The organism is Parasphingorhabdus sp. (assembly GCF_048269865.1).
Classification (GTDB): Bacteria; Pseudomonadota; Alphaproteobacteria; order Sphingomonadales; family Sphingomonadaceae; genus Parasphingorhabdus.
In genome coordinates, this window is sequence record NZ_JBLWUA010000013.1 from 23,769 (window position 1) to 48,645 (window position 24,877).

Genomic DNA, 24,877 nt, shown 5'->3' on the forward strand with positions numbered 1-24,877 from the left:
GGAGATGGAAATATGACGCTGATCGGCACGAAAATGGTTGAAGATGGACGCACTGCGCGCGAAATTTTTGACGAAGTAATTGGCAATCCTGCGCGGAAGAAATTTGGCTTTGGCGAAAAACTGGCGATTGTTAATGTCGATGTGCAACAAGCCTATACGCGAGCCGATATGTTTAAAACTGCCTATGAAACCGACCCGAAGCAGATTGAATATATCAATCAGATTTCGGCATTGGCGCGGGCACAGGACATGCCGGTGATCTGGTCGCGCGTGGCATATAAGGATGATGCCGGTGATGCAGGTATCTGGGGGACGCGAACGGATACCGAAGATTCTCTTCAGAATATCAAATATGAATCCGAACGGCACAAGCTTGACCCGCGATGTGAAATTGGTGACGACGATCTGCAATATACCAAACGCATGCCCAGCGCGTTTTTTGAAACGCAGCTCGCCAGTTATCTGGTGTGGCACAAAGTGGATACCGTAATCGTTACCGGTGGTTCTACGTCAGGATGCGTCCGGGCGACAGCGGTGGATGCGCTCAGTCACGGCTATCGCACGATCGTCCCGATCGAAACCTGCGCCGACAAGCATGAAAGCTATCATTTCGCCAATCTCACCGATTTGCAGCTCAAATATGCCGATGTCGAGCCGGTGCAGGCAGTGATCGACTGGCTGGAGGCGAGATAGTGAGCGAGGCGCAAAAGTCTGATCCTGGTCTCTACGACTATCTATCCTATCGTAATCGGCCAAAAATCGAATGGCCGGACGGTAAAACCTGCGCGGTATGGATCGCGCCCAACATGGAGTTTTACGAGCTGGACCCGGCTGTCAATCCGCACCGCAAGAGCTGGCCCAACCCGAATCCCGATGTCGTCGGCTATTCCCACCGTGATCACGCCAACCGTGTATCGCACTGGCGAATGGCGGAGATGATGACAAAACACGGCTTTCCGGGATCGGTGAGTCTGTCTGTGGCGCTTTGTGACCATATTCCCGAAGTCGTAGAGGACGCTCGCCAGCGCGGCTGGGAGTTTTTCAGCCACGGTATTTACAATACACGCTATTCCTACGGCATGGATGAAGCGCAGGAACGCGCGATTATCGAGGACAGCATTGCGACGGTCGAGCGGGCCACCGACCAGCGCATTCGTGGCTGGCTGGCGCCAGCACTGACCCACACCCCGCGCACGTTGGACTTGATTGCCGAATATGGTCTCGATTATACCTGCGATCTGTATCACGATGATCAGCCGACAGATATTAAGGTAAAATCCGGACAGCTGACCGCGATTCCCTACAGCCTTGAGGTGAATGACCACTACGGTTTTTTCATCTATAACATGAGCCCGCGCGAATACGCTGACACACTCATTAGGCAATATGACCGGTTGGCGGATGAGGGTGAAAAATCAGGCACAGTAATGTGCATTCCGCTGCACAGTTATTTAATAGGGCAGCCTCATCGGATCGGGCCGTTTGAGGCGGTGTTAGAGCATATCGCCGCAGATGACAGGGCCTGGATTACCAAGGCTGGTGACATCGTCGATGCATTTCGTGCACAGACTGGAGGTGCATCATGAGTCTCGACCCCAGTTATCTGGAATATCCCAAACGCCAGCGTGGGATGGACCACGAACATTACTCATATTCGAACATGCACCAGCGTCCGCCCGTGGCTTGGCCGGATGGGAACAAGCTGCTGGTCTGGCCGGTCGTCAGTCTGGAATATTTTCCGATGGTGCCGAGTGATGATCCGTTCCGCGCGCCGGGCCATATGCAGACAGCCTATCCTGACTATCGTCATTATACAGCCCGCGAATATGGCACGAGAATCGGGATATACCGTTTGCTCGGCGCGTTCGAGAGAGTGGGCGCGAATATTTCTGTCGCCGCCAACAGCGCCATTGCAGAGCGTTATCCTCAACTTATCGAAGACATCATGGCGGGCGGTCACGAGATTATCGCGCATAGCACCGACATGAACGGCACCATTGCCAGCGGCATGGCAGAAGCGGATGAGCGGGCGTTGATAAACGATTCGCTCGACCGTCTTGAAAAAGCCACCGGAACCCGCCCGCGCGGCTGGCTGTCCATTGCTCGCTCGCAGAGTTTCAAAACCGCAGGATTGCTGGCCGAAGCGGGAGTCGATTATATGTGCGACTGGGTGAATGATGAGTTGCCCTATGCGTTTCAGACAAGCGCGGGAGAAATCACCAATATCCCGCTGAACCATGAATTGTCGGACCGGCAGATCATAAACGTGCAGCAGCATTCAGTGGACAGTTATGCGCAGTCGATCAATGATGCGGCATCTTGGCTGTCGAGCGAAGCAGAAACCTATGGCGGCCGGATGCTTCCGATGCACCTGACGCCCTATATCATGGGACTGCCTTACCGGATTGATGTTTTTGAAAAACTGGTCGAAGACCTCTCACGACGTGGCGGGGTTGATTTTGCGCGAGGCGACACCATCGTCGATAGCTGGAAAGCCCAACAATGAAAATACGCAACCCCCGGACCGGTGAAGCGGATTACAAAATTCACCCACTGGATGCAGAGGCGATTGAAGCTGAAGCAAAAAGGCTCCGAGAGGGGCAGACTGACTGGGCCGCAAAAACGCCCAAGCAGCGGGGAGAGGTGCTAAATCGCTGGGCGGATGCCATTGAAGCCAATCTGGGCGATATTGTCCCGGCAGTGACGGCAGACACGGGCCGCGCCGGAATCTCGAAAATCGAAGTCATTAGCGTGGCAGGACAAATCCGGCGTTGGACAGAGCAGGCGCCCGAGCTTATTGCAACTGGACAACCGACTGGCCAAGCGACCTCCCAGCCCGGTATTACGACCTCGACTGAGCTAGTGCCCTACCAGTTGATCGGCGTGATTAGTCCCTGGAATTTTCCGATGATTTTGGCCCTGATCGACGCGATTCCAGCGCTGATGGCGGGCTGTGCGGTGCTGGTCAAACCATCGGAGGTCACGCCGCGTTTCATCAGGCCGCTGATGGAAATCGTGCGATCAATTCCGGAACTGGCAGCCGTGCTTTCGCTTATCGAAGGGGACGGGGCTACGGGCGCGGCGATGATTGGTAATGTCGATTATGTCTGTTTCACCGGCTCTGTCGCAACCGGCCGGAAGGTGGGAGAGGCCGCAGCAGCGGCATTCATCCCCGCCAGTCTGGAACTAGGCGGAAAAGATCCAATGATCATTCTCGCCGATGCAGACGCAGAAAAAGCAGCGGCTATCGCGCTCCGTTCAAGCATCGTGAATAGCGGTCAAGCCTGCCAGTCAATCGAACGCATCTATATTGCCAGGGCGATTGCGGATCGGTTTCTCGAAAATCTGGTTCGGCAAGCCGAGGCCGTGGAGCTCAACTATCCGGATATCAACAAAGGCCATGTCGGTCCGTTTATTTTCGCAAAACAAGCCGAAATCGTACAGAATCAACTTGATGACGCGATGGCAAGGGGGGCAAAATTGCTGGCCGGCGGGGCTGTAGAGAAACTTGGGGGTGGACTGTATCTGAAGCCGACAGTGCTGAAGGACGTTACGCCCGATATGCAAATAATCAGCGAAGAAAATTTCGGTCCGGTTATTCCTGTAACGGTCTTTGATGATATCGAGGAGGCGATTGCACAAGCCAATGACAGCAAGTTCGGGCTATCGGCGGCGGTTGTCAGTGGTTCGATCGAAGAAGCCGAGAAAATAGCTTCGCGGCTCAACGCGGGGGCAGTTTCGATCAATGATGGTTCGCTTACCTCGATGATCTGGGAAGCGGAGAAATCAAGTTTCGGCTATTCCGGTCTTGGCGCATCGCGGATGGGCTTTAGCGGTTTGACGCGGTTTTTCAGGAAACGGGTGTTGATTCGACAATCAGGCGATGCGGCGAAGATCGCTGCATTTGCCGAAGAGAATTTTGTATGAAAGCCTATGAAATCGGTCCGCAATCCGGGCTGGAGGGTATTCGTCTTGTAGAGCGTGATATGCCAGTGCCAGGCCGCGGTGAAGTTGCGGTCAAGGTTCACTCTGCCTGCCTGAACCATCGGGACATGCTGACCCTGAAGGGTCAATACGGCCCGTTGAAAGCGCAAGACCGTATACCGCTGTCTGACGGTGTTGGCAGCGTGGTTGCCCTCGGCGAGAATATAGCCGGAATTGCGACGGGGCAGAGGGTCATTGCCCCCAATTTTGTTACGTGGCTTGGTGGTAAATTTACACCCGAAATTTTTGGTCAGGACCTCGGGATCAGTCGGGATGGCTGGCTGGCAGAGACGATAATTTTGCCAGCCGATGCAATTATCGCGGTGCCAGATAATGTGAGTGATGATGTCGCTGCCACGCTCGCTGCTTCCGGCAGTACGATCTGGCATTGTATAAATATATTTGGCGGCCTGCAAAAAGGCGATCTGGTACTGACTCTGGGTACAGGTGGTGTATCGATCCTGACACTACAGATTGCAAAAGCGCTGGGCGCGGATTTCGCGATCACGTCCTCCAGCAACGCCAAGCTTGACGTTTGTAAGGACATGGGGGCGGACTATTGCGTCAACTACCGTGAAAACCCAGGCTGGGCGACGGCCTTGATGACCGAGACCGGCGGTCGCGGTGCGGATATAGTCGTGGATACCGCCGGGCTTAATTCCATCGAACAGAGCATCGCCGCTTGTGCTCCTAACGGGCGTATTGCCTTGATTGGCGGATTGTCGGGTCAGCCGGAAAAAGCACCGCAAATGGGCGGAATCATCGGCAAGAACCTGACCATGAAAGGCATTACTGCAGGCAGTCGGTCCATGCTTTGCGATGTGGTTGATCTGATATCGCGCGAAAATATAGAGCCGCTGATCGACAAAAAATTCACTTTTGGCGATTCGCCTGCAGCCTTTGCCTATCTGGAAAGCGGCGATCATATGGGGAAAGTGATGATTACCTTTTGAGCTCGGCCAGTTCGTACCAGGTCATCATGTAACCACCAACGCCGCCCTTTACGAAGATGCCATCCTCATCATCGGTGATCCAGACATCATAGGGCGGGTGCTCGCCGGCCATTCCGCCGGTGCCCGGGACGATGGTGGCATCATCGACGAATTGCAGATGCTTGCACTGGAATTTGCCCGCAGGCACCGTCACTTCTTCCTTGCCTATATAGAGAGCACCGATCTTTACCTGCGCGATTTGCGGCGGGGTTGCGCCGCGATGGTCGGGTGAGGGGAGATAGCAATTGAGCAAACGTGACTGGCCTTCCGTCCATTCCATCGTCGAGAGCATATAACCGTCTGAAACAATCGGATGCGTGCCAAACCCGGTCAGTGGCAGTTCGGCTTCAACTTTTTGCGAGAGCCGACCAATCGATGGCCCAAAGCTCTCCATTTCAATATGCTTGCCGTCAAAACGCATCCAGCCGGCACCCATGAAAGTATCACCCACGGTCAAATGCACATGAAGGTTGGTCGGCTGTTTGTTCCCGTCCATCGCATAGACAATATCGCGCATCACGGTTGGTTCGGGTTCCTCGATCTCGCAATGGGCGCGCATGATTACACTGCCATCACTATGGTGCGTGAACATGAACGTTTCAAAGCCGCGATTTTTCCCCTTCATCTCTGGCTTGCGCGAGGTATATTCGAGGCGTCCTTCAATTATGCGGTGTTTCATGCGCCGTTTCTCCTTATTCCTTTTCATGCCATTGTATTTTTCTCTTGCCAAGTCCAATTTGTCCGGACAAATTGAGGCTGATAAAAATTGGTTGGAACGGGTGGGTAAATATCATGGAATTTTTGATGACGAACGAACTCAGCATTTTGCGCTGGGTGCATATATTGGCAATGGTTTACTGGCTCGGCGGCGAGTGGGGCGTTTTCCAGACAAGCTATAACGTGACTAATCGCGAGCTTTCGCTGGAAGAACGCAAGCGCCATATGGAGACTGCCTATCGTATCGACATATTGGCGCGGACAGGCATTGTGCTGTTGTTGCCGCTAGGCCTGCACATGGGTAAACTATACGGTTTTGTTCCATTTCTTGATGGAACAGGAATCTGGTGGATGTGGCTGTTTTTTGCAATCTGGCTATCGATGACGTGGATGGCATTTATCAAGCGCGAAACGGCGATTGGCATCAAGGTTACCGTGCTGGAAGAAAAATTGCGCTACCCACTTATCTTGGCGCTGTTCATTGTGGCGTTTATGGCTTTTGGTGGGAACGGTCCGATTGTCGCTGGAGAGGGGAGCCACTGGTATCCCGCAAAAATGGCGCTCTATGCTTTCGCGCTGTGCATCGGTCTGTTTCTACGATTGGTGATGCGACGCTGGACAACACGGTTTCAAGTCTTAGCACAGGGACCCAATGCGGCAGAAGAGGCAGCACTAGAACGGGAAATTGCCCAAGCGCGCATATCCGCTTATATTTACTGGATTACGATTGCAGGCGTTTGTTTCCTGGGGGCGGTGAAACCATTCTGACCATGCATTGATTTTAGTGTCTCACCTTTGGAGTAAACCCACCAGCTTATAGCTGGTAGAAGGCTTCAGCCGTTTTGGTTTGCTCAGCACTATCCTCCAGAAAATGACCGGCTCGCAGGCGACATCATTTTTTGGAGGATAGTGCTTATGCCATATTCACGCGGCAGCCACACGGCATTTCATCATCGTTATCACATTGTCTGGGCACCGAAGTACCGGTTCAAGGTGCTGCATGGAGAGGTACGCCTGCGGGTGCGGGAGATTATCCGGCAGGTCTGCAGCGAACTGGGCGTGAAGATCATTCACGGCGCACTGTCACGCGATCATGTGCATATGTTTGTCGAGGTCCCGCCCCACATTGCGGTCAGCGACTTCGTGCGCCGGGTAAAAGGACGATCATCGCGCAAGATACAGCAGGAGTTTGAACATATCCGCAAGCGCTATTGGGGACAGCGCTTCTGGCAGCGAGGCTATTTCTCCACCACCTCAGGTAATATTACCGACGACGTGATCCTCAATTATCTCGACAAGCATACCAAGCCAAATAAAACTGGCTTCAGCCCCAGGCCATGAACCTACTGGCATCAGCCGGTTAGTGGTTTAGTCCGAAAAAATGGGATGCCGCATGAAGTTTCGACAAGCCCTTTCTTTTGTTCTCAAAGGCTAGATGTCCATCATCTCCCGGCTGATTTCTTCAACCGGTCGATCAGGGTTTTCCAATTCCTGTAACATCTGATGCGGACCGCGCATCACGCGGTAAATATATTCGCGGATCATCAAGCCGCGCTCATAAGCAGCTTGCTTGTCCGGCGTGTAACCGTTGATATCTTCCCGGGTGATCGTACCTTTATCCTCCAGTAGCCGTTCAACGGTATCCATCCTTTCACGCAGCACGGATACTTCACCGACGACCGCCATCAAGATAGACAGAAATCGCTCGTCTTGCGGGTCATTAAAAAATTCCGGGCGCTTGCCTTTGGCGCGCTTGTTGGCTGCTGCCATCCAGTCAAAAGCTGTATCAGTCATTCTGCGGTCTCCATGATCTCTTTAGAGTTTTTCCAGGCGCCATAGGCATGCCAATAAGCAGCCCGGCCATGATCTTCGGTGTCGTCGATCGGTGATTCGGGGAATATCTCCCGGTCAACCACGGCCCGAACACCGGTCTCAAAAAGCTCTGAACGATCAAAGCCGGCTGAAATCATCTCGTCCTTCATGTCCAGCGAGTGCATCGAGGACCAGAATGGCTCGTTATTGTTAAACGCATCCCAATCGCGCAGGAACTGTTCAAACAGCGGCATTCCATCCGAATATTCGGGTTGTTCGAGATGCAGCATCAAACCTTCATCCGCCAGCACTCGGTAGCATTCTGATAATATCTTCGGTAGAGCTTGGCCGCTGGTTTCATGCAGGAACATGGTTGTTTGCACCCAGTCAAAAGTGCCGTCATCCCAGCGCGAGAGATCTTCCGCATTGGCCTGAATAAATTTGAGATTGGTTGCGCCCAGAGATTGAGCGCGGGCGTGCGCAAAGCGTAATATCGGCCCTGCTGTATCAATCGCTATAACTTCACAATCTGGAAAGGCGAGTGCCAGAGGTACGATATTATGACCCGTGGTACAGCCGACATCCAGAACCCGGCGCGGTTTCCAGCCGGGCCGTTCCTTCTTGATCCATTCGACGAGAGCCTGTCCGCCGCCGTCGTTTAGTGCCCCAAGACCACCGCCAGTGGTGGCAAAAATACCGCAATCATAATTGACGCCTGCTGAAACATCGCCCGGAAGTTCCTCACCGTGATAACCACCTGGCATGCAGTGAATGTCCACCGCGCTCTGGTAGCGCGGTATATCTATTTCAGAATTGAGTTCCAATGAATCCCGCCCTTCGTTGAACTGACGCGCTTTTGCGTTGAGTTCGTCAATCTGGCGGAGGGTTATTGCCCGCCCGTTTTGTTGGCGCATCTCCATCGAGTTGCGTTTGACCGCTGACCAGAAAATGTGGAAATGGTCTTTATTCATCGCATGACGAATTTCAAACCGGTCATTGGGATCGCGGCCATGTTCTTTTTGAAAGGCGGGAAGTACGCGTCTTTCATATGTCAGCTTGTTTCCCGCGCCGAGCGGGCCTGCGAGGAATTTGTTGAAATTTGCGAGGAAGTCAAACCGCGCAATTTCGTCATGAGATGCAATCGGCGATACGCCGTGCCGCGCAACAGCGTTATAGGGGGGGGCTACATCGAGCTTCTGTTCTTCATTCATATCAGGCCATCCTTGATCATGCGTTCGATCGTTTCTTCTTGAGTACGGAGGAAATAATCGCGGTCCGGCGTCACAACTTCATTGTTCTGGATCAAACCGTCGGCTTTTTGTGGCGAATTTCCGGAATAAATTGCGGCGAATAATTCTAGTCGCTGCCGCGCGAGGAAGTTTGTCATCGCTGGTTTGCGCCTGGCAGCACGCAGCGCGCCGAGATCGATATCGGCGAAGGCAGTGAAAGTTTCACCAGTGTTCGATTCGGACAGTACCCGGCCCTTGTAATCGACAACCATGCTGTTGCCGTCCGCAGATGCGACAGGCATGGTTGATAGCTCGATACCGGCGGTATTGGCCGAGACAACATAAGCCATGTTTTCCTGCGCGCGTGCGCGTTTCCCGATATCCTTTGGTGTATCGATCGGCGACCCGATTTCCGAACTGCAATGGGCAAATACTTCGGCACCACGGAGCGCCAGTGCCCTCGCGATCTCCGGATAGAGTATCTCTTCCGAAGCGATGGCCGCAAGATTTCCAATCTCGGTCTTAACGACCGGAAACACGCCATCCAGCCCGTAAATATCGAGATATTTTGACCAGACATCGTGCGGCGTTGGCGCGAACATACTGTTCAGCCGTCGATAGCGCAGGACGACGTCACCGGACGGCGCAATAATGAAACTGGCCTGGAAGTATAGCCCTGGAAAATTCTTATCCGCTTCATAAGCGTTGCCGGCGATGAACATTTTGAGTCGCTGCGCCATGGCGCCCAGTGCTTCATATTCCGGCCCACCCACTTCCAGTGCCGCCTTGTCGGCAAAGTCAGGAATGGAAATCCGCCCCGGATAGCTAGTCAGCAGATATTCCGGCAGCACCGCCAATTTGACCGGGTTGCCGGCATATTGCTGGATGAAGATAGCGGCAGAACGAATTTTGCTTTCCAAACTGCCTATCAGATCCAGCATTTGCTCGCGCGCAGCCGCTTTGTCCGGTGTTCTTTCTATCGAACGCGCGGCCAGCTGCATCGCGACTGCGGCGTAGGTTTTTATATCTGTCATATTACTCGCTTTATCATTTTTTTGTTTGGCCGCCAAAGCGCCCGTGGATGCGGAGACACAAATCGCCGCTGCCATGATCTGCCTTCGATCAAAATCCATAGCTTGCTCCGTGCCCCCAATCCTACAACCCCAAGGATCCCGGGTTCATCAGTCCCTTTGGGTCAACCGATTTTTTTAAATCCAGTAGCAACGCATCTGCCGCCGGATCTAGGCTGTCGCGATAGCGATAGGTTCTTCCAATCTGGAAATGCACCGCCCCGTGTTGATAAAACAGATCAACCAGCGCCTGCTTCATCCTCCGGGTCATCGCCCAGGCTTCGGGATTGGCGGCCAGTTTTGGTAGTTTCGCAAGATGCGCTTTCTCTACCGTATCTTCATGCAAAGGATTGGTCGCATCGGGCCAGTACAGACAAGGTTCGATGATCATACCCGACCCGGCGACAGCAGAAACCAGCGTGCCGGTAAATATGTCGAGTGCATCCATTTCCGCGCGATGTTTTTCGAACAATGCTTCGATCGCGGTATAACAGGCGACCGCTTTGGAGTGCGGCAATAATCCGTGAATGGGTGCCCAGCGTTGGCCTTCTGGCCCGAGCATTGAGTTGAGTGGTCCGAACGGGTTGGCACGAATGATTTTTGGTATCGTATTCTCGGTTTCCGTCGCCCCATTGGCCAATGCCATTTTGCGCGCGCGCGCCAGATCATCATCCGCAGCCGCCTTTATGCGCCCTTCGGTCAGGACATGCAGCGAGAATTTCGCTTCATCCATGAAATTGCGACCGGCGGTGACGACCTTCGCGCCTTCTTTGATCGCGCCCCAGACCGACCCTTGTTTCTTCATCATATTGCCAAGCGCCTTGGCATCGCTGCCTAAGCTGTCGCGTTTCATACGAATAGCGTTGAGGCTCGGGTCAAAGCCGAAACATTCGGTTGCGACTCCAGAACGTTCGATCTCGGCTGCGGCGGTTAATGTTTCTTCGTGGGTTTCAAATGAGAAGCTGGCGTAACCATGGGCCTCCGCCTCCGGGATCAGGCGTAGGGTGATTGTCGCTTTGATCCCCAGCGCGCCGGTGTCGGCGAGAAACAATCCGGTCAGGTCCGGGCCGTAAGGCCGCGTAAACTCGCTCCCGGTTTTGAGGATCGTACCATCGGCTAGAACCATTTCCATCGCGATGCAGCTTTGAGCCGCCGTACCATAGCGACCGGAACCCCAGAACAGGCAGTTCTGGCTCATTCCGCCGCCGATATTGGCTATCAGACCGGAAAGCGTCCCCCAGAAAGGCGTCCGCAAACCTTTGGGTTGCAACGCTTCATAGAGTTTCGCCCACGTACACCCTGCTTCGACCGTGACCGTCATATCGGTTTCGTTTATGTCGAGGATCCGGTCCATCGCGGCCAGATCAAACAAGATCGCGCCAGATTGGTTGCTGGTATATCCTCCCGTATAGCTCATACCGCCACCGCGCGGGATCACCGGAATATTCTGAGACGTGGCTGCAGCGACCGCTGCTGCCAGCTCTTCCTTGTTTTTCGGACGCACCACGGCCAGCAAGTCCGCGCCGCGTTCATATACATCATGGGCGTAAAAATCGAGAGTATCGCCATCGGTCAAAACCTCGGCGCCGGATTCTGCAATAACATCGGTTGCATTAGTATTCGCTTTGGTAGCCATCATGTTGGCACTCCTGTTAGATCAGTAACAAGGGGAAGGTCGGGTTCCGGAAAGTCTTCCGGATAGCGACCAAGCAGCAGCAAGATGCCGCCGCCGATAACAAATCCGAAAATAGCCAGAGCCAGGATCGGATCATAGCTGCCGGTGTTGTCGCGGACGGCAGCGTAAATAATCGGAGAAAGGGCGGAGAAGAGGCCAAACGGCATGTAAAGCATGCCGTAGATTTTGCCATAATGAGCCATTCCGAAATAGCGACCTGTGAGATACGCGATCAAGTCACTCTCCGCCCCTGCGGCAAATCCGAGCAGAAATCCGGCCAAGGCAGCAGCCGGAAACACAATAGAGTCACCAAGCAGCAGATAACAGGACAGAGCCGGCAGGCACAGCAGCGGAAAGGCGACAAATCCCTGCCAGAACCGGTCGAGCAGCGCGCCGGTAATTAGGCGGCCGGCAAATATTCCGAGACCAAGAACACCCATGACCGAAGCAGCTGCCTGCGCTTCAAGCCCGCGGTCTGACAACATGGCTGGCATGTTGATAAACGCACCGCCAAAGGCCATAGATATAAACGCGATCGATAGCCAGATTAACCAGAACCTGTGATCTCTCATCGCTACTCTCAGAGTGACACCGGTAAGATTTCCACTTTTGCTCAATATTGCTTTTGGGCGTTCCTCAGGTCGCGGCTCACGGAACAGAAAAAAGCCAATCGGCAAGGCAATAGCCAATGGCAATAGTGCGACGATTGCGAACATCTCGCGCCAGCCGTAATTTTGGATCGCCCATACCGCGAGTTTGGGTACCACAATCGCGGCAAGGCTTGTGCCCAATAGCAAAATGCCCAGCGCCAAACCGCGATGTTTGTAGAACCACAGATTGATGGCGCGACTCCAGCTAACCGGCGTTGAGCCGATACCGATCAGACCGACAGCCACCCACAGCGCGTAGTAAATATAGAGGGTGGAACTTGCTTTGGCCGTTGGCGTCAGTGAAATGGCTGCAAAAGAAAGGCCAAAGCCGAGCAGAGAATAAAGCGCAACTTTGCGAACGCCGTATTTATCGGCCAGTGACCCAAAGAAAGGGGCCAGCAATGCAGCAATGACGCCGAAGATTGTGATGGGAAAGAGAATCTGTGTCCGACTCCAGCCGAATTCCGCGATCATCGGTTCGACGGTAAATCCGACAACGTTAAACGGTAACGGAGATGCACCGCAGGCGACCCCTAAAACCCCAGCAAACAGGATGGTCCAGCCCCTAGAGAATTCATTACGGGTTTCCATGCTATCGGTCATGTGTACCTTACTCTTTATAAGTTGTCCGGACAACTATACCCTAATTTTATCATGATGCTACAAAAAGTCGAATATGCCGCTATTTATCTCGTTTGCTTCGCGTTGAATGCCGGTTTTCGATCTGAAGCGTCAAGAGTTTGGGTAGAAATGCCAGGCCGATCTTGTCAATCTGAATGCAAACAACACCGAGATCAGAATTGGGAGGGAATTTTTATCGATGCGATTTGAGGCAAGCCATCCCGGATAAAAAGGGAGGCCGGTCCGAGGGCCGGCCTCCTAGAGAGAAATTTTTTGTTGCGGCGGCGTTATTTGCTGTCCTTTTTCTCTGCCCGTTCCGCGTCGATCATCGCCTTGAAAACAGTCCAAGTGGTTTCGTTTGGTCGCGGATCATCTCCTGGCGGCGGAACGGTATACTCAGGATGGTTGAGCGCAATCTCGTCCTTAATTACGCGGGGCAAATCATCATATTTTTTTAGTTTGGCGCCCATAGCGTTGAATACCATCTGTCCCTGTCGTCCGCGCATTTTCATCCACGGCATCCAGTCTGAAATCCTCACCCAGCTGACAGTAGGATAAGCGGTTGGATTTTTCGTATCCAACATTTCGTCTGCAAGAAAGGCGAAGTCGAATATCTCCATCGCGTGATATTTATTGCCAACATAATCCTGATAATCACCAGCAAGCTCATTGTGATAGAAAAGTGGGACTTCGATCGGCATGAACATCCATTTGCCTTGGCGGCGCAACGTGGTCATTTTGAAAGGCTTGCCGTCTGCGGAATATGGATAAGTGGGACGGCTATTCACCGGATCGTTCGCAATTTGCATCACGTTGACCGTTTCGCCGCTCCATGGATTCTCCCATGTCCTTAGAATTTCATTCGTTTCGGGATCGAGGTAAAACATGACCTCGCGGCTGACTTGCCGGTAGCCTGTGCCACGCTTCGGATCGGTGATTTTGACGCACTGCCGAATGTTCATGCCTTCGCCATTGAACAAGTGCCGGTCGGGCTCGCCTTGAACCCGCGAATAGACTTTGCCCGACCAGTGATAAACAGCGGGAACACCATCTGCCTCACCGCATTGGACGCGTTTCGAAATTTCGAGCGCATCTTCTGCTTTGTTTGGGTCCAGCGTTCTTGCCGATAATGATGTTCCGAACGCCATCGTTGCGATGATCGCTGTTGTCGCACCATGTTTCAGATATCGTTTCATAGCGTCTCTCCTGTTGTTCAAATACGCGATTGATTTAATTTTCCGGTTGACTATTAGATTTGTCCGGACAAATTGTGAAGAGATATTTCAGTGAAAGATACAAAACGAGCGATATGACCATTATTACCAACTTTCTTTTTGTGCCAGCCAATCGTCCGGAGCGCTTTGAAAAGGCTGTCTGCAGCGGCGCGGATCTGATTTGCATCGACTTGGAAGATTCGGTTCCTGCCGATCAGAAGTACAGCGCGCGCGATTCTGTCATGGTCGCACTAGCTGGTCTTGAAAGCACAAAGACCGCTGTCCGGATTAATGGTTTGAAAACCGCCGAGGGTCTTGCGGACCTGCTGACACTAGCGCGCGCTGAGCATCTTCCATCAATAATTTTCCTACCGATGGTTGAAAGCGCGAGCGAAGTTGAAATCGCACGCAGCATATTGGGCAACCGGATCAATGGACTGATTCCACTGATCGAAACGGTCAAGGGATTGCGTGCTGGCGATGATATAGCGGCAAGCGACGGCGTTACTGGGATGATGTTCGGGGGGGGTGATTTTTCTGCTGAACTGGGAACCAAGCTGGAATGGGAGCCTTTGTTAGCAGCTCGCGGGGCGTTCATTATGTGCTGTGCGTCGGCGCAAGTGATGGCGATTGATGTTCCCTACATAGATATGGGCAATGAAGACGGCCTTGCCGAGGAATGCGCCCGCGTAAAGGCAATGGGCTTCCATGCCAAGGCTGCAATTCATCCCAAACAACTGCAGGTGATTCGGAAAGCCATGAGTCCGAGCGAAGTTGAAATTGCCGAAGCGAAAGCGGCCATTGCCGCATATGATGCGGCGGATGGCAGAGCTATCAGCCACGACGGACGGATGCTGGAAGCACCCATAATGAAGCGTTATCGGCGGATGCTATCCGCGGCTGGCAATGCAAAAATTCAAAAACAGAAGGATTGAGACATGCGTGATGGAGTTATAGAAGTCAGCCCGGGGCGGTTCCGCGAAACATTTGGGCGCTATTTTGAAGATTTTGTTGTGGGGCACATTTACGAACACCGCCCTGGCCGGACGATTACCGATACCGATAATGTGCATTTCACACTGTTGACGATGAACACCCATCCGGCGCATTTCGACTATGAATTTGCAAAAAAGACCGAGTTCAAAAAGCCTTTGATCTGTTCACCGCTCACCGTTGCGTTAATGGTCGGAATGAGCGTTTCCGACACCAGTCAAAAGGCCGTTGCGAATCTTGGTTGGGACAAGATTAAAATGACCAAGCCGATGTTTCCCGGTGATACGCTTTATGCCGAAAGCGAAGTGCTGGAAACTCGGGAATCTTCATCACGTCCCGAGCAAGGCATTGTTACCATCAAGACGATCGGGAAGAACCAGCATGATGACATAGTCTGCACATTTGAACGCACGATGCTGATCTGGAAGCGGGGCTTCGGCAACACTGACGATTAGATTGAATATCCGCTAAAATGACAAAACACGTTATTAGGAGTTTGGCTATGGCTAGCGCAGCCCAGGATCCCGCAAAAGAATTTATCCCCCGAACGATCGACCCCGATGATGAAAGGGCTTTCATGGACGCCATTGAAAAATGGGTTGAAGGCGAAGTGAAACCGGTGGTCATGGAGCATGACCATGGGGATATCTGGCCTGAAAAACTGGTCGATCAAATGGCCGAAATGGGGTTGTTCGGCGCCACTATTGGTGAAGAATATGGCGGTCTCGGCTTGCCAGCGACAACCTACGCGAAAATCGTGACCTATGTGTCTTCCTACTGGATGGCGCTGACCGGCATCTTCAATTCGCACCTGATTATGGCCGCGGCGGTAGAGCGTTTTGGTACAGAGGAGCAAAAGCAGGAATGGCTGCCGAAGTTCGCCAGCGGAGAAATACGTGGCGGTCTGGCGCTGACCGAGCCCAATGCAGGCACAGATTTACAAGCGATTCGTACAGTAGCGACCCGCGATGGTGATGATTATGTTATCAATGGCACGAAGACGTGGATCTCGAATGGGATCAAGGGCAGCTGCTTTGCACTACTCGTCAAAACCGATCCCAAAGCTGACCCGCGTTACAAGGGTATGAGTCTGATGATCGCGCCAAAGGGCGAAGGCTTTACCGTTGGCAAGAAGTTCGAGAAGCTTGGTTATAAAGGCATTGATAGTGCGGAACTGATTTTTGATAATTACCGTATACCGGCCAAAAACCTTATTGGCGGCGTGGAAGGTAAGGGCTTTTTCCAAGCCACGGGCGGCCTGGAGCTTGGCCGTATCAATGTCGCCGCACGTGGCGTTGGCCTTGCCCAGGGTTCGTTGCGGCTGGCGACCGAATATGCGCAGCTTCGTGAAACAATGGGCAAGCCTATTTGTGAGCATCAGGCAATCCAGTTGAAACTGGGCGAAATGGTCACGCGTGCCCGCGCATCGGAATTGCTGACAATGGACGCCGCGGAAACGTATGATCGCGGAGAACGCTGTGACATGCAGGCCGGCATGGCGAAATATTTTGCATCGGAATCGGCGGTTCGCAATTCGGAAGAGGCGATGCGCATTTACGGCGGTTACGCTTATTCCAAAGAATATGAAATCGAGCGCTATTACCGTGACGCGCTGTTGATGTGTATTGGCGAAGGCACAAACGAAATGCAGCGAATGATTATCTCCAAGCAATGGGTAAAGCAGAATCCGGCATGAGCACAAAACTCCCCCTTGAAGGCTTTCGTGTTCTGTCTGCCGAACAATATGGTGCCGGACCCTACGGCACCATGTATCTCGCCCAGTTGGGCGCTGATGTCATTAAGATTGAGCCGCCATCTAAAAACGGAAAGGGCGGCGGTGACACTGCACGCCACGTCGGACCGCATTGGCTCCGCGAAGAGGAAAGTCTGTATTTCCAGAGCTTCAACCTCAATAAACGTTCGCTGACTCTGGATTTGCGAAGTACAGAAGGCATGGAAATTCTCCATAAGCTGATCAAGAATTCGCATGTCATGGCCAATAATCTGCGCGGCGATGTGCCCGCCAAAATTGGTCTGGATTATGACAGCCTGAAATCAATCAACCCGGCAATCGTTTGCGCGCATTGTTCGGCGTATGGCCGTGACAATGCGCGAGCCAAATGGCCCGGTTTTGACTATCTGATGCAGGCCGAGGCAGGTTTCTGTGCTCTGACCGGCGAACCTGATGGGCCACCGGTTCGGTTTGGCCTGTCGATGGTGGACTTTATGTCCGGTACGCAAATGGCAGTCGGTTTGCTGGCCGCACTTCTGGATGCTCAGCGCTCTGGAAAGGGTTGCGACGTGGACGTCGATCTACTCTCCGCCGCGGTGCACCAGACCAGCTATCCAGCGCTCTGGTATATGAATGAAGGGGATGTTACCCCGCGAGTTAAGCGCGGTGCGCATCCTTCCGCGACGCCTAGTCAGATGTTTAAGGCGGCGGATGGCTGGATGTTTGTAATGGCGCAACTTCCGAAATTCTGGCCGATTCTGGCAGAGACAATCGGGCATGGTGAACTGATCAATGATCCACGCTTTGATACCCCAGCCAACCGGCTGAAAAACCGCGATGTACTTTCAGGGATATTGGATGATATTTTTGGCACACATAAAGTTGCGCATTGGCAAGGTCTGCTGGAAGGCAACGTTCCGATTGCGCCGGTTTACAGTCTTGACCAGGCTCTAGACAATCCCTGGCTTGAAACAATCGGTATGCGCGATACCGTCAGCCACCCGGACAATCCGGAAATGAATATACTATCCAGCCCGATCAAGCTGAACGGAAAACGTCTTCCCAACAAAGCCGGGCCGCTTCTTGGTGCGGACAATGATGCGGTTTTGGGTGAAATTGGCTATGATGCCGATGCCATTCACGCTTTGCGTTCCAAGGGTGTGATCTGAATAAAATGGGAAAGCTCACTGGCATAAAAGTTATCGATCTCTCGCTTTTTCTGCCGGGGCCGATGCTCACCATGATGATGGCGGATCATGGCGCGGAGGTGATCAAGGTTGAGCCTCCTACAGGCGATCCGGCACGGCAGATGGAACCGACGGAGTCAGGTCAATCGGTCTGGTTCCGCAATCTCAATCGTGGCAAGCGGGCGCTGGCCCTCGATTTGAAAAGCGACAATGGGCGCAAACATCTTTGGGAGCTGCTAGCCGATGCAGACGTCATGATCGAAGGGTTCCGCCCCGGGGTGATGGAACGGCTGGGTTTCGGCTATGATGCTGTCTCTGCAAAAAATCCACGTATCGTCTACTGTTCAATTTCTGCTTTCGGACAGAAGGGCGAGATGGCGCTGCACCCCGCCCACGATCTGGCGGTTCAAGCGCTTTCGGGATTTTTATCGGTAAACGACGGCGAAGATGGAGTGCCGGTCGTACCAGGCGCTCCGTCAGCAGATATGGCGGCCGGACTGAACGGTTTGTCAGCAGTGCTGATGGCGTTGATCGGACGCGATAGGACCGGCCGGGGCGATTATGTTGATATCGCCATGTTCGACTCGATGTTGCCATGGTGCGCCCATATTGCCGGCGATGCGATCCGGGGCGGTGACGCACCGGTATCGCAAGCGCAGCGTTCGCTGGGCGGCGCTGCTTTTTACAATGTTTACAAAACGTTGGACGATAAATTTGTCGTGCTGGGTGCCCGCGAAGTAAAGTTTGCGAACAACCTGCTGACCGCTCTGGATTGCCTCGACCTTCTGCCACTAGCCGAGAAAGAGGCCGGAGAGTTGCAGCAGCCATTGATCCAATATCTGCGCGGCACTTTCCTCACCAAAACTCGCGACGATTGGGTGGAATGGTTCGCCGACAAGGACGTCGCTTTTGCACCGGTACTGAATTTTGCGGAGGCGTTGGATCAAGGGTTTCTGCTCGAACGTGGCCTGCTGATCGAATCGGATGGATCGCACCAGATCGCGCCCTCATTCCAGTTTCGGTCCGAAGAAAACTGGCAGCCGTCCGATGCTCCGGAACTGCAGAAATGAGTGGCTCAGTTCACCTCGATATGCATCGAATAAGCAAAGCGTTCACCAGGGTGGTAATTTTCCGAAATCTCGAACATCCGGTCGTTTTCGTCAAAATAGCAGCGCAGGATACGAAGCACCGGATCACCTTCTTCAATACCAAGGCCGTCGGCAGTGTCTTTGGATGCCAGAATGGCTTGGATGTCCTGCGTGACGCGGGTTACCGTGATATTTTCATGTTGTTCAATTTGCCCGAACAAAGTCGATCCTTGCAGATCGATTTTCTGCACCGTTTTTTCGAGTTCGGGGTTGATCCACGCAATAGTCAGAGCAACTGGACGTTTGCGCCCGGCTTTCTGTCTTTTGCCATGGATCACAAACCATTCGCCTTGCGGTTTGATCCCAACCTGCTCGGCGATGCCGGCAGGAAGTTCCTGCGGCACTTTTTGTTCAAAACTGATTTTGGTATCAAGCGCATATTGCAATATTTCACCCACATTGCTGAGTGGTTGATGCAGGGCTCCGGCCCGGGCAGAGGCGGGCTGCACAATGGTTCCCGAACCGCGTTTCCTGGAGATCAAACCTTCGCCCGTAAGCTGTCGCAAAGCTTCTCGCACGGTAAAGCGGCTGACACTATACTTTTTGCACAGAACGGATTCGGTCGGAAAATCTCCGGAACCGGAATAGTCCCCGCGCAACACTTCCTGACGCAGCTTGTCGGCCAGTTCCAGATATCGTGGTTTCTTTTTCGACACCAATTTTGCTTTTCCGGACATGGACTTATCATAGAGCGGGCAGGGATATGACGCAAGAGAGCCTGACTGAGAAACTTGCAACGCATTTGATGCGGCCAGTCGATGAGGCGACGCGGCAACGGGCGCGGCTGCATTTACTGGATTGGTTGGGGTGCGTTGCGGGAGCGCTTCGCAGCGACCTTGCACAGCTTATAATTTCGGAAGGCATAGAAGACGGTCCCTTCGCTGTCGCTTCCTGGCTCGGTAACGTGATGGAGATGGATGATGTCCATCGAAGATCTATATTACATCCAGGACCGGTGATCTGGCCTTGTATTTTGGACGATCGAGACTGCGATTTTGAATTTATGCTCGACGCGGCAATCGTGGGGTACGAAGCAACCATTATAGTTGGAGAGACTTTCGACAGGACTCATTATGGCTTCTATCACAACACCGCAACCGCTGGCGTTTTCGGCGCAACAGCTGCGTTCTGGCCATTTCCCGATGAGGAGCAGGATGCACAGCTAACAGGAGACAATTTGCAAAGGCTGGTTTCAGCTCTCGGGTTAGCAGGCACAATGAGTTCGGGCCTTTGGCAATTGCGCCATGAAGTTGGCGATACGAAACAATGGCATATAGCCAGAGCGGTAAAGACAGGTCTTGACGCTTCGGTGGTCGCGTTCAAGGGCATAAAAGGCCCGCGCTTTATACTGGAAGGGCCGCAAGGATTGTATGCTGCTACCTGCAACGCCCCCAAACCGATGGCGTTTCTCGACCAATGGCGTATCCATGAGGTCAGCTTCAAACCATGGGGAGCCTGCCGCCATGCCCATCCGGCGATTGATGCGGCGCTCGAATTAAAAGAGAAGATCGGTTCGCTTGAGGGCGCTATTCAGGTGGAAACTTATTCCGATGCCATAACTTTTTGTGACCGTCTTAATCCTGAAACAGCGAACGATGCGAAATTTTCGATTCAACACTCGGTTGCCGTGGTCGCCGAACGCGGAGTCCCGCAGCTCGCTGATTTTGAGCCCGAAGCGATTGCCGCGCTTGCTGATGCGCGCAGCCGGGTGACCGTATCCGAAGCATCTCACATTACTGCGCTCTATCCGGAGCATTACGGCGCGCGGGTAACATGTGGTCGTGAAAGTGTTGAACTGCTCAACACGCTCGGTGACCCCGAGCGGCCTTTGGCCAAAGACGGAATTATTGACAAAGCGAAAGCGCTAATTTCTTGGGGCGGCCTGCCCGAAAAAGAGGCGGACCGTGCTGTTGATCTGGCACTCCATGGCGATGATTCGGCGGCTATCCATAAAATGCTGGAGAATTGGCTGTCATGAACGCTACCACAGCCATATTGGATTTTGCAGCGGCAGACCATATCCTGCCGGAAAATACCACAGCAGCTGCCCTTCATTTGCTCGGCGACACTTTGGCTGGCGGTGCGGCCGGAGCTGTGTCGGATGAAGCGCAGGCTATGCTATCAGCAGTCCGAGGCTGGGGCGATAGCAACGACGCGCGTTTGCTGGGATCGAACAAACGCCTGCCTGCTCCATCTGCGGCCTGGTTCAACGGCTTTGCTATTCACTGTCTGGAATGGGATGCCGTGCATGAGCCAGCAGTGGTGCACGCGATGTCGGTGGTGACCGCGGCGTTATTGGCTGCCGCCGACCGGCAGGATGGCTGCGATGCCGATGAATTCATGTCAGCGCTCTGTGTTGGTGTCGATATTGCCAGCGGTCTTGGTGTGGCGGCAAATGGCGCGATGCAGTTTTTCCGCCCCGCAACTGCGGGGGTCATCGGCGCATCTCTGGCGGTTGCGCGATTGGCAAAGCTACCGCGCGAAAAATATGCCGATGTAATGGGCATTGCTTATTCCCAGGCGGCAGGCACGATGCAGGCGCATGTCGAGGCGTCGATTGCGTTGCCGTTGCAAATTGCCAACGCTTCGCGCGCGGCGATTACAGCGGTTGATCTTGCGAAGGCCGGAATGGATGGCCCGCATGATGCCCTGGAAGGGCCATTTGGTTATTTCAAACTGTTCGAGCCGGGTGATTTGGCGCGCTATACCGATAGTATCGGCGAGCGCTGGCTGATCGAAGAGGTCAGTATAAAACCCTTTCCGTCCGGCCGCGCCAGTCACGGTATACTGGGCGCGATTGATAATATGTTGCGGGATGGTTCGCTTGATCCATCGCATGTAATGTCAGTCGATGTTTCGGCGCCGCCGCTAATCCACCGCCTTGTCGGGCGACCCTATAAAACCGATATGACACCGGCCTATGCGCGATTATGCCTGCCGTTTCTGGTCCCGCTGATGCTACGCGACCGGATCATTGACCCGCGTTGTTTTACGTTAGAAGAATTCGCCAATCCGGATATTGTGAAGCTCGGTGAGAAAGTCACTGTACGGATAGATGATAACCCTGATCACAACGCGCTAGCTCCGCAAAAACTGGCTATCACGATGTCAGATAACAATGTCATCGAACATATAATCACCGATAATCTCGGTAGTCCCTCTGCGCCGATGTCCGATGGCCAAACCCGATCGAAACGTGATCTGGCACGGGCTTTAGCGAGTGATGACTGCGACTCTCGTATTTTTGAAAATCCTCTAGCTTATGCAACGGAGCCCCAATGACCTTTCCCACCTATTTCGAATCCTTCGATGCCAAGCAGATGCTTGATCAATATCCGGTCGGGGATACCTTTGTTGAGCGCTACACCAATATGTCGCGCGACGAGCTATTTGCCATTCAGGACAAGCAGTTCCGGATATTGATGAAACGCGGCTGGGAAATACCATTCTATCAGCGTCTGTGGGGCAATCAGGGCATAGAAGCAGGTGATATCAAAAGCTTGGTCGACATCACGAAACTGCCCGTTTATGACAAAACCGATCTGATGGCCTCGGTCAACGAGCACCCGCCTTACGGAGATTTTGACGGGCGAGGCGATAGTCCTGTCGTTTTCCATACCACTTCCGGAACAACCGGCCGTCCGCAGCCGTTGATGTTCGGTCCCAAGGGCCGCGAAATCACCAATCTTATGGTAGGACGGATGTACCGCTGGATGGGGCTGGGCCGCGATGATGTGGTGCAGTCGGTCTATGGTCACGGGATGATTAATGGTGGCCACTATATTCGAGAGGCCGTCACGCATTTTACCAATTCACTGTTCCTCAGCGCGGGAACGGGCATCGAAACGCGATCCATCAATCAGGTTAATCTAATGGCTGATTTCAATGTCACCTGCATGGTCGGTTTTGTCGATTATATTCGAAAGCTGGCCGATGTGGCAGAGGCGGAAAAACTGTTTGACCAGATCAACCTCAAGATGATCATCGGTCATTTGGGGACTGAAGATCGCGCCTCGACCGAGGCTGCCTGGCATGGTGCAAAGGCTTATGACTGGTACGGGGTTGGCGATACCGGTACAATCGCCGGCGAAGGTCCGGATCGCGATGGCATGTACGTATGGGAAGATGCTCAATATCTCGAACTGCTCGATGTCGATACGGGTGTACCGATCGCCCCTGGTGAGACCGGCGATATGGTTGTCACATGCCTGTTCAAGGACGATATCGCGCCGTGCATCCGGTTCAACACCCACGACATTACTGAAGAACGGACGGACGCAAATTCCACCGGTATGGTGTTCAAACGCATCACCGGGTTCAAGGGCCGCAGCGACAATATGGTCAAGCTCCGCGGAATCAATATCTTCCCCCATGCAATTGGCGCTATCATCGAGGGACGCAGCGACTTGACCGGGGAATATGTCTGCCGCGTCACGCGCGATGAAGCGGGGCGCGATGACATGCATGTGACGCTCGAGAGCCGCGGTGGTTCTGACAACGACGAGATTGCTGCCTTACTTCGCAAAGGCTTGGGCATTGAAGTGGGCGTCGCGCTTGTCGGTGCAGGCGACACGGCGAGTGACACGCAGATCGACACCCGTCAAAAGCCAATACGCCTGATCGACGAACGGGGGCTATGATCTGGCAATGATCAACTGGGATGATCTTGAAGCGGCAAATGAACCTATTAATGCCTTCACGAAATTTGATAGGAAGGCCGAGTTTGGTGAAGGACCTTTGGATAATATGACCATTGGTGTGAAGTCTAATATCGCTGTTGAGGGCTTGCCTTGGACTGGTGGTATCGGAGCCTATCGCGATCGTATTGCCAGTAAGGATGCAGAGGTTGTTAAGCGGCTTCGCGACGCCGGTGCGGCAATTGTCGGCACTCTCAACATGGAAGAAGCTGCACTGGGTGCCAAAACGGATAATCCGTTCTTCGGAGCGACACAGAATCCGCACAAGATCGGTTACACGCCGGGCGGATCGTCCGGGGGCAGTGGTGCGGCGGTGGCGGCCGGGTTGTGCGACGTGGCTTTGGGCACCGATACGATGGGCTCGGTTCGCGTGCCGGCGGCTTATTGCGGTGTATATGGTCTGAAGCCTTCGCGCGGATCGGTCAGCCAGAATGGCCTGGAACTTTGCGAGCCGATGCTCGATACGATCGGGCCGCTCGCGCGGTCATTGGAAGAATTGGAAGCATGTTCGCGGATCATGATGGACTTCAGTGCGCCGCAAGTCATTGAAAATATTGTATTGTTGGATAATCTCGGCGAAGTGGAATGTGAGCCGGCGGTGTTGGATGCCTACGAGAGGGTCAAATTGACGCTTGGTGCACAAACCGCCTTTTCACTGCCATATCCCCTGACTAGGGTCCGGTTCGCTGGCTTTATCCTTTCATCTCTGGCGCTGGCGAACAGTCTGTCCAGCATTATCAAAAAAAATCCGGATGGCCTGTCCGATCACCTCAAGCATCTGATGACATACGGCCCAAAACGCCTCGCCGTTGATCTGGCCGAAGATCGCAATATTCTTGAACGGGTGAAAGAAGCTCTGGTCTCGGCGGTTGGTGAACATGGCGCAATTTTGCTTCCGACTACGCCGCAGGCCGCGTTCAGCCATGATGACATAGCACCTGCCAATCAGGCGGATTTTACCTGCCTCGCCAGTATCGCGGGACTGCCCGCGATTACCATCCCGGCGGGCTGGAATGACGCCGGACTTCCCGTTGGCGTGCAGTTGATCGGCGCAGCCGGTAATGAGGCAGGATTGTTCGGACTGGCGCGAAAGCTGGACGAAAAGTTGGACGCATACCGCCGGCCGGAAACATTTCTAGAAATATCCTGAGGAGAG

The 24,877-nt window shown here is 53.5% G+C and carries 24 protein-coding genes; 16 read left to right on the forward strand and 8 right to left on the reverse strand.

What is annotated here, in order from left to right:
• The first annotated feature begins 12 nt into the window (after positions 1 to 12).
• Genes ACN0WW_RS15950 through ACN0WW_RS15970 form a run of 5 tightly spaced genes read left to right on the forward strand, consistent with a single transcriptional unit; the run spans position 13 to position 4,937 of the window.
• On the forward strand, positions 13 to 693 hold the full coding sequence (locus tag ACN0WW_RS15950; RefSeq protein WP_417613869.1) for an isochorismatase family protein: 681 nt from the start codon (positions 13 to 15) through the stop codon (positions 691 to 693).
• On the forward strand, positions 693 to 1,586 hold the full coding sequence (locus ACN0WW_RS15955; protein ID WP_417613871.1) for a polysaccharide deacetylase family protein: 894 nt from the start codon (positions 693 to 695) through the stop codon (positions 1,584 to 1,586). Before ACN0WW_RS15950 ends, ACN0WW_RS15955 begins: the two co-directional genes overlap by 1 nt.
• Entirely contained in the window at positions 1,583 to 2,506 is a 924-nt protein-coding gene (locus tag ACN0WW_RS15960) for a polysaccharide deacetylase family protein (protein ID WP_417613873.1), read from the forward strand. Before ACN0WW_RS15955 ends, ACN0WW_RS15960 begins: the two co-directional genes overlap by 4 nt.
• Complete coding sequence (locus ACN0WW_RS15965) at positions 2,503 to 3,927, forward strand: aldehyde dehydrogenase family protein (protein ID WP_417613875.1); 1,425 nt, start codon at positions 2,503 to 2,505, stop codon at positions 3,925 to 3,927. Before ACN0WW_RS15960 ends, ACN0WW_RS15965 begins: the two co-directional genes overlap by 4 nt.
• Positions 3,924 to 4,937: a zinc-dependent alcohol dehydrogenase family protein gene (locus tag ACN0WW_RS15970; protein ID WP_417613877.1), complete on the forward strand. Its 1,014-nt coding sequence runs from the start codon at positions 3,924 to 3,926 to the stop codon at positions 4,935 to 4,937. Before ACN0WW_RS15965 ends, ACN0WW_RS15970 begins: the two co-directional genes overlap by 4 nt.
• Here ACN0WW_RS15970 and ACN0WW_RS15975 read toward each other — a convergent pair.
• Positions 4,927 to 5,655 (reverse strand): hypothetical protein, encoded by a 729-nt coding sequence (locus ACN0WW_RS15975; protein ID WP_417613879.1) that lies wholly within the window; start codon positions 5,653 to 5,655, stop codon positions 4,927 to 4,929. The two genes, ACN0WW_RS15970 and ACN0WW_RS15975, sit on opposite strands and share 11 nt — an antisense overlap.
• Before the next feature lie 113 nt (positions 5,656 to 5,768).
• Here ACN0WW_RS15975 and ACN0WW_RS15980 point away from each other — a divergent pair, with 113 nt between their 5' ends.
• Positions 5,769 to 6,461, forward strand: a complete 693-nt coding sequence (locus ACN0WW_RS15980; protein WP_417613881.1) for a hypothetical protein — start codon at positions 5,769 to 5,771, stop codon at positions 6,459 to 6,461.
• Between the two features lie 147 nt (positions 6,462 to 6,608).
• The gene (tnpA, locus tag ACN0WW_RS15985; RefSeq protein ID WP_417613883.1) at positions 6,609 to 7,034 is read left to right on the forward strand and encodes an IS200/IS605 family transposase; all 426 of its coding nucleotides are present in this window, start codon (positions 6,609 to 6,611) and stop codon (positions 7,032 to 7,034) included.
• Positions 7,035 to 7,124: 90 nt separating this feature from the next.
• Here the strand turns inward: tnpA and ACN0WW_RS15990 are convergent, their stop codons facing one another.
• From ACN0WW_RS15990 to ACN0WW_RS16015, 6 genes are all read right to left on the reverse strand, one after another.
• Positions 7,125 to 7,487 carry a hypothetical protein gene (locus tag ACN0WW_RS15990; RefSeq protein WP_417613885.1) on the reverse strand — a complete coding sequence of 121 codons (363 nt, stop codon included), beginning with the start codon at positions 7,485 to 7,487 and terminating at the stop codon, positions 7,125 to 7,127.
• The gene (locus ACN0WW_RS15995; protein ID WP_417613887.1) at positions 7,484 to 8,716 is read right to left on the reverse strand and encodes a methyltransferase domain-containing protein; all 1,233 of its coding nucleotides are present in this window, start codon (positions 8,714 to 8,716) and stop codon (positions 7,484 to 7,486) included. The genes ACN0WW_RS15990 and ACN0WW_RS15995 overlap by 4 nt, the downstream gene beginning before the upstream one ends.
• The gene (locus tag ACN0WW_RS16000; RefSeq protein WP_417613889.1) at positions 8,713 to 9,768 is read right to left on the reverse strand and encodes a nitrilase-related carbon-nitrogen hydrolase; all 1,056 of its coding nucleotides are present in this window, start codon (positions 9,766 to 9,768) and stop codon (positions 8,713 to 8,715) included. The genes ACN0WW_RS15995 and ACN0WW_RS16000 overlap by 4 nt, the downstream gene beginning before the upstream one ends.
• Positions 9,769 to 9,889: 121 nt before the next feature.
• Positions 9,890 to 11,443, reverse strand: a complete 1,554-nt coding sequence (locus ACN0WW_RS16005) for an FAD-binding oxidoreductase (protein ID WP_417613891.1) — start codon at positions 11,441 to 11,443, stop codon at positions 9,890 to 9,892.
• Positions 11,440 to 12,732, reverse strand: a complete 1,293-nt coding sequence (locus tag ACN0WW_RS16010; protein WP_417613893.1) for an MFS transporter — start codon at positions 12,730 to 12,732, stop codon at positions 11,440 to 11,442. Before ACN0WW_RS16010 ends, ACN0WW_RS16005 begins: the two co-directional genes overlap by 4 nt.
• A gap of 305 nt (positions 12,733 to 13,037) precedes the next feature.
• Positions 13,038 to 13,898 carry a DUF1838 family protein gene (locus ACN0WW_RS16015; RefSeq protein ID WP_417613895.1) on the reverse strand — a complete coding sequence of 287 codons (861 nt, stop codon included), beginning with the start codon at positions 13,896 to 13,898 and terminating at the stop codon, positions 13,038 to 13,040.
• 161 nt (positions 13,899 to 14,059) lie between these two features.
• On the opposite strand from ACN0WW_RS16015, the gene ACN0WW_RS16020 reads away from it, so the two are divergent.
• The 5 genes from ACN0WW_RS16020 to ACN0WW_RS16040 are packed head-to-tail and all read left to right on the forward strand — an operon-like array spanning position 14,060 to position 18,946.
• Positions 14,060 to 14,899 (forward strand): HpcH/HpaI aldolase/citrate lyase family protein, encoded by an 840-nt coding sequence (locus ACN0WW_RS16020; RefSeq protein ID WP_417613897.1) that lies wholly within the window; start codon positions 14,060 to 14,062, stop codon positions 14,897 to 14,899.
• Positions 14,900 to 14,902: 3 nt separating this feature from the next.
• Positions 14,903 to 15,412 carry a MaoC family dehydratase gene (locus ACN0WW_RS16025; protein ID WP_417613899.1) on the forward strand — a complete coding sequence of 170 codons (510 nt, stop codon included), beginning with the start codon at positions 14,903 to 14,905 and terminating at the stop codon, positions 15,410 to 15,412.
• 47 nt (positions 15,413 to 15,459) lie between these two features.
• Positions 15,460 to 16,653, forward strand: coding sequence for an acyl-CoA dehydrogenase family protein (locus ACN0WW_RS16030; protein ID WP_417613901.1), 1,194 nt, complete (start codon positions 15,460 to 15,462; stop codon positions 16,651 to 16,653).
• Entirely contained in the window at positions 16,650 to 17,858 is a 1,209-nt protein-coding gene (locus ACN0WW_RS16035) for a CaiB/BaiF CoA transferase family protein (RefSeq protein ID WP_417613903.1), read from the forward strand. Before ACN0WW_RS16030 ends, ACN0WW_RS16035 begins: the two co-directional genes overlap by 4 nt.
• Positions 17,859 to 17,863: 5 nt before the next feature.
• Positions 17,864 to 18,946, forward strand: coding sequence for a CaiB/BaiF CoA transferase family protein (locus tag ACN0WW_RS16040; protein ID WP_417613905.1), 1,083 nt, complete (start codon positions 17,864 to 17,866; stop codon positions 18,944 to 18,946).
• Positions 18,947 to 18,951: 5 nt separating this feature from the next.
• Here the strand turns inward: ACN0WW_RS16040 and ACN0WW_RS16045 are convergent, their stop codons facing one another.
• The gene (locus tag ACN0WW_RS16045; protein WP_417613907.1) at positions 18,952 to 19,866 is read right to left on the reverse strand and encodes a GntR family transcriptional regulator; all 915 of its coding nucleotides are present in this window, start codon (positions 19,864 to 19,866) and stop codon (positions 18,952 to 18,954) included.
• 65 nt (positions 19,867 to 19,931) lie between these two features.
• Here ACN0WW_RS16045 and ACN0WW_RS16050 point away from each other — a divergent pair, with 65 nt between their 5' ends.
• The 4 genes from ACN0WW_RS16050 to ACN0WW_RS16065 are packed head-to-tail and all read left to right on the forward strand — an operon-like array spanning position 19,932 to position 24,871.
• Positions 19,932 to 21,002 (forward strand): MmgE/PrpD family protein, encoded by a 1,071-nt coding sequence (locus ACN0WW_RS16050; protein ID WP_417613945.1) that lies wholly within the window; start codon positions 19,932 to 19,934, stop codon positions 21,000 to 21,002.
• A complete protein-coding gene (locus ACN0WW_RS16055) occupies positions 20,999 to 22,306 on the forward strand; it encodes an MmgE/PrpD family protein (protein WP_417613909.1) in 1,308 nt (435 codons plus the stop codon). The genes ACN0WW_RS16050 and ACN0WW_RS16055 overlap by 4 nt, the downstream gene beginning before the upstream one ends.
• On the forward strand, positions 22,303 to 23,664 hold the full coding sequence (locus ACN0WW_RS16060; protein WP_417613911.1) for a phenylacetate--CoA ligase family protein: 1,362 nt from the start codon (positions 22,303 to 22,305) through the stop codon (positions 23,662 to 23,664). Before ACN0WW_RS16055 ends, ACN0WW_RS16060 begins: the two co-directional genes overlap by 4 nt.
• Before the next feature lie 7 nt (positions 23,665 to 23,671).
• Positions 23,672 to 24,871 carry an amidase gene (locus ACN0WW_RS16065; RefSeq protein ID WP_417613913.1) on the forward strand — a complete coding sequence of 400 codons (1,200 nt, stop codon included), beginning with the start codon at positions 23,672 to 23,674 and terminating at the stop codon, positions 24,869 to 24,871.
• Positions 24,872 to 24,877 lie beyond the last annotated feature (6 nt).

Coding starts and splice junctions, on each gene's coding strand:
- ACN0WW_RS15950 (WP_417613869.1), top strand. CDS start 13: ATGACGCTGATCGGCACGAAAATGGTTGAAGATGGACGCACTGCGCGC.
- ACN0WW_RS15960 (WP_417613873.1), top strand. CDS start 1,583: ATGAGTCTCGACCCCAGTTATCTGGAATATCCCAAACGCCAGCGTGGG.
- ACN0WW_RS15965 (WP_417613875.1), top strand. CDS start 2,503: ATGAAAATACGCAACCCCCGGACCGGTGAAGCGGATTACAAAATTCAC.
- ACN0WW_RS15970 (WP_417613877.1), top strand. CDS start 3,924: ATGAAAGCCTATGAAATCGGTCCGCAATCCGGGCTGGAGGGTATTCGT.
- ACN0WW_RS15975 (WP_417613879.1), bottom strand. CDS start 5,655: ATGAAACACCGCATAATTGAAGGACGCCTCGAATATACCTCGCGCAAG.
- ACN0WW_RS15980 (WP_417613881.1), top strand. CDS start 5,769: ATGGAATTTTTGATGACGAACGAACTCAGCATTTTGCGCTGGGTGCAT.
- tnpA (WP_417613883.1), top strand. CDS start 6,609: ATGCCATATTCACGCGGCAGCCACACGGCATTTCATCATCGTTATCAC.
- ACN0WW_RS15990 (WP_417613885.1), bottom strand. CDS start 7,487: ATGACTGATACAGCTTTTGACTGGATGGCAGCAGCCAACAAGCGCGCC.
- ACN0WW_RS15995 (WP_417613887.1), bottom strand. CDS start 8,716: ATGAATGAAGAACAGAAGCTCGATGTAGCCCCCCCCTATAACGCTGTT.
- ACN0WW_RS16000 (WP_417613889.1), bottom strand. CDS start 9,768: ATGACAGATATAAAAACCTACGCCGCAGTCGCGATGCAGCTGGCCGCG.
- ACN0WW_RS16005 (WP_417613891.1), bottom strand. CDS start 11,443: ATGATGGCTACCAAAGCGAATACTAATGCAACCGATGTTATTGCAGAA.
- ACN0WW_RS16010 (WP_417613893.1), bottom strand. CDS start 12,732: ATGACCGATAGCATGGAAACCCGTAATGAATTCTCTAGGGGCTGGACC.
- ACN0WW_RS16015 (WP_417613895.1), bottom strand. CDS start 13,898: ATGGCGTTCGGAACATCATTATCGGCAAGAACGCTGGACCCAAACAAA.
- ACN0WW_RS16020 (WP_417613897.1), top strand. CDS start 14,060: ATGACCATTATTACCAACTTTCTTTTTGTGCCAGCCAATCGTCCGGAG.
- ACN0WW_RS16025 (WP_417613899.1), top strand. CDS start 14,903: ATGCGTGATGGAGTTATAGAAGTCAGCCCGGGGCGGTTCCGCGAAACA.
- ACN0WW_RS16030 (WP_417613901.1), top strand. CDS start 15,460: ATGGCTAGCGCAGCCCAGGATCCCGCAAAAGAATTTATCCCCCGAACG.
- ACN0WW_RS16035 (WP_417613903.1), top strand. CDS start 16,650: ATGAGCACAAAACTCCCCCTTGAAGGCTTTCGTGTTCTGTCTGCCGAA.
- ACN0WW_RS16040 (WP_417613905.1), top strand. CDS start 17,864: ATGGGAAAGCTCACTGGCATAAAAGTTATCGATCTCTCGCTTTTTCTG.
- ACN0WW_RS16050 (WP_417613945.1), top strand. CDS start 19,932: ATGGAGATGGATGATGTCCATCGAAGATCTATATTACATCCAGGACCG.
- ACN0WW_RS16055 (WP_417613909.1), top strand. CDS start 20,999: ATGAACGCTACCACAGCCATATTGGATTTTGCAGCGGCAGACCATATC.
- ACN0WW_RS16060 (WP_417613911.1), top strand. CDS start 22,303: ATGACCTTTCCCACCTATTTCGAATCCTTCGATGCCAAGCAGATGCTT.
- ACN0WW_RS16065 (WP_417613913.1), top strand. CDS start 23,672: ATGATCAACTGGGATGATCTTGAAGCGGCAAATGAACCTATTAATGCC.